This window comes from Microbacterium sp. C448 (genome assembly GCF_000582705.2).
In the GTDB taxonomy this organism is placed as follows: Bacteria; Actinomycetota; Actinomycetes; order Actinomycetales; family Microbacteriaceae; genus Microbacterium; species Microbacterium lacus_A.
This window is the reverse complement of the sequence record NZ_HG779687.1, coordinates 1-7164: the sequence shown is the minus strand read 5'-3', so window position 1 is coordinate 7164 and position 7164 is coordinate 1. Positions and strand designations below refer to the sequence as shown.

The window sequence follows — 7164 nt, the reverse complement described above, 5'->3', positions numbered from 1 at the left end:
AAGCCTCCCCATCGGTGGATCGAGGCTTAGTGTGGCGACCATGCCTGTCGACTTCACCGCCACGACCGTCCTGATCACGGGCGCGAGCTCGGGCATCGGTGCCGCGTTCGCCGACGCTCTCGCCGCGCGCGGTGCGAACCTCGTCCTCGTGGCCCGCCGCGAGGACCGCTTGAACGAACTTGCGGCCGAGCTCGGCGCGCGGCATGGGATCACGGCGACGCCGATCGCGATGAACCTTGCTCGTGACGAAGCGGCCGCCGAGTTGCACGACGAACTGGAACGCCGCGGCATCCTGGTCGACAGTCTGATCAACAACGCCGGTTTCGGGATGCGCGGTGACTTCGTGGACGCCGATCACTCGCGGGTCGCCGAGATGATCCAGCTGAACGTCTCGACCCTCGTCGCCCTCACACACGCCTTCCTCCCGCGGCTCGTCGCCGCCGGGCGCGGCGTGCTCGTCAATATCTCGAGCGTCGTCGCCTACCAGCCGACCCCGCATATGGCGGCGTATGGGGCCTCGAAGGCTTTCGTGTTGAGCTTCACCGAGGCGATCGCGTACGAGACCCGCGCCTCGGGCCTGCGCGTCCTCGCCGTGAGCCCGGGCGCCACGGCAACCGAGTTCTTCGAGATTGCGGACGCTGAAGACATGGCGAAGGGCCGCGTGCAATCCCCCGCGCAGGTCGTCACGACCGCGCTGCGCGCACTCGATCGTCGCCGCACGCCGCCGAGCATCGTCTCGGGCGGCACGAACGCGGTCGCCGCGACGCTTGCGGGCGTGTTGCCGCGTGGTCTCGTCCTCGACGCCAGCGGACGCCTGCTCGCCTGAGCTCAACAAGCGGGTCAGGTCAGCAGCGGCGCCAAGCGCTCCGCGGTCGGCGCGAGGAGGCGGATGACCCCGGATGGCTCTTCCACCCGATGGGCGGGACCCGAGAAGCCCAACGCGCCGGCGAGCGCCCCGCCGGCATCACGGATGGGCAGAGCGAGACATCCGAATCCCGGCACCAGCTCGCCGATCTGGCGCGTGACGCCGAATCTGCGGATGTCAGCTGCCGCGGCAACAAGGTCCGCCGATTCTGCGCGCGACGCGCGACCCCACCCTCGGCCAGCAGCAGACGTCCGAGCGCGAACCGGCCGGGATCGCGAGCGAGTCGCACCGGATCACTGAACGGGAAGTCCGGGTCCGGATCGACCAGACTCACCCGCCCCTCGGGGTACAACACGACGTGCACTCCCCCGCGGACGTGGTCGCGGGCGGCGGTGAGCAGGTCCCGCGCCGCCGACGGCAGCCGCACGGGCGCCGCCACGGAGGCGAGATGAACGACCTTGGCACCGAGCGCGAAGCCGGAGAGATCGGGGGTGCGCACGAGAAAGCCGTCCTGAACGAGCAGATTCACGAGGCGGTACGTCGTTGCTTTGGGCAGTCCCAGCGCGTCCGAGATCTCGCGGGCCGTCGCCCCCGCACCGAGTTCGGCGACCGCCTCGAGCAACGTCAACGCACTGTGGATCGCGCGGGGTTGGCGGGCCGACAGATCGCCCGTCGGGTGGGGGTCCGAGCGAATGCGCGATTCAGGCATCCGTCGGTCTCCGCGCGACCCCGCCCAGTACTTCCGAGGCGACCGGTTCGTCGTAGGCGCCGATTCCGGCGAGGGATGCCTCGCCCCGACGTCTGCGCCAGGCCACGACGAGAGTCGCGACTGCCGCCACCATGAGCGCCAGCGGTGCGCCGGGGTTTCCGCGTACACCCTCGAAGACCAGATACGCGACGAGCCCCGCCGCGAGGAGGAGGGCCGAGGCGAAAGCCGCCAATCCGGCCCGGAAGGTCAGCTCTCCGATTCTGCGCAAGAAGACGGGGGCCGCGACGCACACGAGGACGTAGGCGCCGATGTAGCCCGCCGCAGAGACGGCGATGACCGCTTCCATCGCGTCCCAGAGCCCGACGCCCGCGAGCACGGCCGCTATCGGAGCGATCGCGACAACCGGCACCGCGACGGCGATCGCTCCGATCGGCGTACGAAAACGCCGGTGCACGCCGCCGAGAGCACGCGGTGCGATCCCGTCTCGCCCGAGCGCGAACAATACGCGGGTCAGCGCGGTCGTCGAGGCGATCGCGCACGCGAGGAAGGATGCGGCGATGCCCAGGTCGATCAGCACACCCAGCTGCGCGACCCCGTAGGCGCTGGCGAGGGCGTTGACCGGCGAATCACTGCCCGCCAATTCCCGGCCGAGAGCATGGAACCCGGCGACCTGCGTGTACGCGGCCAGCAGGTACAACCCTCCCGCCAGCAGCACCGTCGTCACGATCGCCCGCGGGATGTTGCGCAGCGGCGCGCGCGCCTCGACACCGAGTGTCGCAGCGCTCTCGAATCCGACGAAGGCGGTCAGCGCGAGCACCGCGCCCGCGGCGAATCCCGCGATCGAGAAGCGCTCGGTCGGGAAGAGGGCCGAGACATCGAGGGGCCCGATCTGCACCAGGAGCACGACGAGGAGCACGAGGATGATGACGACCGAGACGACCTCGACGACGAGCGCGACCCGCGACGAGACGCGGATGCCCCGCACGAGCACGAGCGCCAGCACCGCCGCTTCAGCCGCGAGCAGCGCCGCAACATCCCAGGGCCCGCCGAAACCCGGCCACAGCCCCCTGAGCAGCATCGTCAGGTAGTGCGCGCCGCCCAGCAGGGCAAACACGGAGATGAACGCGTAGCCGATGACAATGGCGGCGCCCGCGGCGAGCGCCGCCCCCGAGCCGAGCCCTTTCGAGACGAAGGTGTACAGCGACCCGGCCGCGGCCATCCGCTTCGTGAACTGGTTGATCGTCGAGGCGACCATCAGGGCGACAAGGCCCGCCGCGAGCATCGCGGGGACGGTGGCGACGCCGGCCACCCCCGCGACCAGCACCACCACCGTCGTCGCGGCCGCGGACGGTGCCACGGCGGCAACCGACTGCGCCAGCACATCGGCGAACGAGACACTTCGCCGGTCGAGGCCGTCGAGAGGAGACCGGGCACCGAAGTCGCGGACGGGAGCGGGACGCGCAATCGCCCGATCGAGTGCCGTCACGTCATCTCCTTCCCGCTGCGGCTCACGGTACGCACGGCCGGTTGCCACAGCGCGTCCCGCGTGTTTCGACCGTGTGTCACCGAATGAGACGTCGCCGGGCGGGCGTCCCACACCGCAACGGAGAGGTTTCACACGGTCGAGACGGCCAGGCAATCGGCCGCCGCCAAGCTCGGGTCAATCCGCGCACCTCACGACAGATCCCCCCACAGATCGGACACCCCATGACCAAACTCGAATCCCCCGGAGTCGAGGCATCCGCCAAGCGCACCCTGAAGGGTTCGCTCGGTGTGACCGCCATCGTCTTCATGGTCGTCGCAGCGGCCTCTCCGTTGACCGTCATCGGTGGCGCGGCTCCGCTCGGCATCCTGATCGGCAACGGAGTCGGATTCCCGGCCCTCTACGCGATCAGTGCCGTCGTGCTCGTGCTGTTCTCGGTCGGCCTCGCAGCCATGACGCGGCACGTGCCCAAGCCCGGTGCCTTCTTCACGTACGTCGGGTACGGCCTCGGTCGCTCCACGGGCCTGGCGAGCGCCTGGATCGCGATGCTGACGTATACGACCATCCAGGTGTCGGTGTACGGATACATCGGGTACATCCTCTCCGTCACGATCCAGTCCCTCGGCGGACCGCTGCTGCCCTGGTGGCTGTTCTCGCTCGGTGTCATCGCGCTCGTCGGAATCCTCGGGTACCGGCACATCGACCTCTCGAGCAAGGTTCTCGGCGTCCTGCTCATCGCCGAGGTCGGCATCGTGCTGATCCTGGTCGCGGCCGTCATGTTCACGGGTGGTGAGGACGGCCTGAGCCTCGCGCCTTTCGAGCCTGCCAACATCGTCAGCGGCTCGCCCGGAGTCGGTCTCATGTTCGCGATCGCCGCCTTCATCGGCTTCGAGGCCACGGCGATCTTCCGCGACGAGGCGAAAGACCCGAACAAGACGATCCCCCGGGCCACCTACGCGGCCGTCATCGGCATCGGCGTCTTCTACACACTCGCGTCGTGGGCACTCATCATGGCGTGGGGACCGGATGGCGTCGTCGACGTCGTCGCCGAAGATCCGGGCACCTTCATCATCACCACGATGGCGCGCTACCTCGGCGTCGCGGGTGAGATCGGCGTGAACATCCTGCTGATCACGGCCATGTTCGCCTGCGTCCTGTCGTTCCACAACGTCGTCACGCGCTACCAGCACTCCATGGCGAACGCCGGCGTGCTGCCCGACCGCCTCGGCTCGGTGCACGCCAAGCACCTCTCGCCCCACGTGTCCTCGCTCGTGCAGACCGTCACCGCGGTCGTGCTGATCGCGGTCTTCGCGGCGCTGAACCTCGACCCGGTCCTGCAGGTGTTCACCTGGTTCGCCGGCGTCGCCACCCTCGCGATCGCGATCCTGATGGCGCTCACCTCGGTCGCGGTGATCGCGTACTTCGCGAAGACCCGCAAGGACCGTCGCCCGTGGAACACGATCATCGCCCCCGCGCTCGGGCTGCTGGGGCTCATCGCCTCGGCCATCTTGATCGCCGCGTACTTCCCGATCATGGTCGGCGACGTGGATGCCGAGGGCACCCCGGTATTCGGGGCCGTGAGCTGGTTCCTGCTCGCCCTGATCGTGATCTTCCCGGTCCTCGGCTACGTGCAGGCGTGGTGGATCAAGAAGAGCCGTCCGGCCGCCTACGCCAAGCTGACCGACTCGATCGCCGGCTGACCCCCGACCACAACCCCGGTCGTTGAGCTTGTCGAAGCGACCCGCCCCACCCAGGAGACACTCATGAGCATCACCGACATCCAGACATCCGCCGCCTACGTCGCACCCGAAGCCCCCGCCCACCCGCTGTCGTCGCTCTCTGTCGTCGAGATCGAGGCCGTCCGCACGGTCGTGCTGGAATGGCCGGACTTCACGACCACGATGCGCTTCGCCTACGTCGGGCTCGAAGAGCCCACCAAGGGCGAGGTGCTGGGCTGGGAGGCCGGCGACGTGCCGCTGCCTGACCGCCGCGCGCGGGTGCAGCTGCTCGACATGGCGACGGGCCGCTCGACCGACTCGATCGTGTCGATCACGACGGGCGAGACGCTCTCGAGCACGGTCCTGGACGGCTCGAAGGGACAGCTGCCGATCCTCGACGCCGAATTCGAGGACGTCGGACTGATCCTCGCCGAGGACGAGGGATGGCTCGCGGCCCTCGCCGCGCGCGGGCTCACGATCGACCAGGTCGTCGCCGTCCCGCTCTCGGCCGGCCACTACGGCTACGCCGCGGAAGAGGGACGCCGCATCGTCCGGTCGTTCGTCTTCCGCATGGACCACCCGTCCGACCACCCCTGGGCGCACCCGGTCGACGGTCTCACCGCCTACATCGACACGGCCGACCGCCGCGTGATCGAGATCATCGACACCCCCGGCCTCGCGGTGCCCGAGACGCACGGCAACTTCGACGACCCCGAGCTGCAGGGGCCGCCGCTCGAGGGTCTGAAACCGATCGTCATCACGCAGCCCGAGGGGCCGAGCTTCTCGGTCGACGGCGAACACGTCTCGTGGGGCAACTGGAAGCTGCGGATCGGCTTCGACATGCGCGAGGGCCTGATCCTGCGCGAACTCTCGTTCGCCGACAAGGGCGTGGACCGTCCGGTCATGTACCGCGGATCGATCAACGAGATGCTCGTGCCGTACGCCGACCCGCACCCGAACCGTTTCTGGCAGAACTACTTCGACACCGGCGAGTACATGTTCGGCCGCTACACGAACTCGCTCGCGCTCGGCTGCGACTGCGTCGGCGAGATCCAGTACTTCGACGCCGTGCTGCCCGACGAGCTCGGGATGCCCCGAACGATCGACAACGGCATCTGCATGCACGAGGAGGACTTCGGCACCCTCTGGAAGCACACCGACATCTTCACCGGATCGCACGAGGTACGCCGCTCTCGGCGCCTCGTGATCTCGTTCTTCACGACGGTCGGCAACTACGACTACGGCTTCTACTGGTACCTCTACCTCGACGGCACGATCGAGTGCGAGGCCAAGCTCACCGGCATCCTGTTCACGTCGTCGTTCCCGGGTGATGCAGAGGACGGCACGGCCTACCCGTTCGCGTCGCAGGTCGCTCCGGGGCTCGGTGCCCCCTACCACCAGCACCTGTTCTCGGCGCGCCTCGATATGACGGTCGACGGCCTGTCGAACGTCGTCAACGAGATCGACGCCGTGCGCCTGCCCGTGTCGGAGACCAACCCGGCGGGCAATGCCTTCACCAAGAAGGTCACGCCCATCATGTCCGAGGCCGTTTCGGGCCGCGTCGCCGACGGTGCCGTGAACCGGGTGTGGCAGATCGCGTCCACCGAGAAGACGACCGAACTCGGCCAACCGACGTCGTACGTGCTCTTCCCGACCGAGACGCCGACGCTGATGGCGGATGGCTCGTCCTCGATCGCCCGGCGCGCCGAATTCGCCACGAAGAACCTGTTCGTGACGAAGTACGACCCGGCCGAACGGTACGCGGCCGGCGACTTCGTCAACCAGAACCCCGGCGGCGACGGAGTGACGGCCTACATCGCGGGCGACGAGCCGCTCGTCGGCGAGGACGTCGTGCTGTGGCACACGTTCGGGCTCACGCACTTCCCGCGCAACGAGGACTGGCCCGTCATGCCGATGGACTACGCCAAGTTCACGCTCAAGCCGTACAACTTCTTCGAGCGGAACCCGACTCTGAACGTCCCGGCGCCCGCCATGTCGGATCACTGCTCGGCGGGAACGGGTCACGCGCACGAGTCCCACTCGGCGCACGACGCGGGTCACGCGCACGAGTCTGCCGCCCACGGCGCGCACGACGACCACGCGTCGCACGGCCACTCGTCGCACGGCCACTGAACCCCGCGCGTGGGTGAGATCCTGCACCTCGGCGCACTCGCGCCGGCGGCGATCGGGGCGTGCTGCATCGCCGCCGATCGCCGCCGGGCACGGGCGCCCGAGCTCGCCGCATCCGTCCTCATGCTCGTCGCGATGCTCGACGTCGTGCTGTGGGGCGTCGTAGCGCCAGCCGCGTGGGCGGCGGTCCTGATCGTCGCGGCGATCGGGTTGGCCGCCCTCCGCGGCCGGGCAGCGCGTGTCCGAGCTGGCGCGAGTG

The 7164-nt window shown here is 69.0% G+C and carries 5 protein-coding genes and 2 pseudogenes; 4 read left to right on the top strand and 3 right to left on the bottom strand.

The window, feature by feature from the left end; all coding sequences use genetic code 11:
- The first annotated feature begins 40 nt into the window (after positions 1 to 40).
- Positions 41 to 826, top strand: coding sequence for an SDR family oxidoreductase (locus tag MIC448_RS09095; protein ID WP_036298550.1), 786 nt, complete (start codon positions 41 to 43; stop codon positions 824 to 826).
- A gap of 14 nt (positions 827 to 840) precedes the next feature.
- On the opposite strand, the gene MIC448_RS16405 is transcribed toward MIC448_RS09095, so the two are convergent.
- From MIC448_RS16405 to MIC448_RS09085, 3 genes and pseudogenes are all read right to left on the bottom strand, one after another.
- Positions 841 to 1014 carry a hypothetical protein gene (locus MIC448_RS16405; protein ID WP_243419939.1) on the bottom strand — a complete coding sequence of 58 codons (174 nt, stop codon included), beginning with the start codon at positions 1012 to 1014 and terminating at the stop codon, positions 841 to 843.
- A gap of 395 nt (positions 1015 to 1409) precedes the next feature.
- Positions 1410 to 1574 (bottom strand): annotated as a pseudogene (locus MIC448_RS16400) (helix-turn-helix domain-containing protein); the annotation flags it as partial.
- Positions 1567 to 3060, bottom strand: coding sequence for an APC family permease (locus MIC448_RS09085; RefSeq protein WP_036298547.1), 1494 nt, complete (start codon positions 3058 to 3060; stop codon positions 1567 to 1569). The gene MIC448_RS09085 and the pseudogene MIC448_RS16400, both read right to left, overlap by 8 nt.
- Positions 3061 to 3281: 221 nt before the next feature.
- On the opposite strand from MIC448_RS09085, the gene MIC448_RS09080 reads away from it, so the two are divergent.
- The 3 genes and pseudogenes from MIC448_RS09080 to MIC448_RS09070 form a co-directional block, all read left to right on the top strand.
- On the top strand, positions 3282 to 4757 hold the full coding sequence (locus MIC448_RS09080) for an APC family permease (RefSeq protein WP_051513488.1): 1476 nt from the start codon (positions 3282 to 3284) through the stop codon (positions 4755 to 4757).
- Positions 4758 to 4820: 63 nt separating this feature from the next.
- Complete coding sequence (locus MIC448_RS09075; RefSeq protein WP_036298544.1) at positions 4821 to 6908, top strand: primary-amine oxidase; 2088 nt, start codon at positions 4821 to 4823, stop codon at positions 6906 to 6908.
- A gap of 9 nt (positions 6909 to 6917) precedes the next feature.
- Positions 6918 to 7164 (top strand): annotated as a pseudogene (locus MIC448_RS09070) (hypothetical protein); the annotation flags it as partial.

What these genes read in the sequence shown, in the direction of transcription:
- MIC448_RS09075 (WP_036298544.1), top strand. Translation starts at nt 4,821, where the DNA reads ATGAGCATCACCGACATCCAGACATCCGCCGCCTACGTCGCACCCGAA.
- MIC448_RS09080 (WP_051513488.1), top strand. Translation starts at nt 3,282, where the DNA reads ATGACCAAACTCGAATCCCCCGGAGTCGAGGCATCCGCCAAGCGCACC.
- MIC448_RS09095 (WP_036298550.1), top strand. Translation starts at nt 41, where the DNA reads ATGCCTGTCGACTTCACCGCCACGACCGTCCTGATCACGGGCGCGAGC.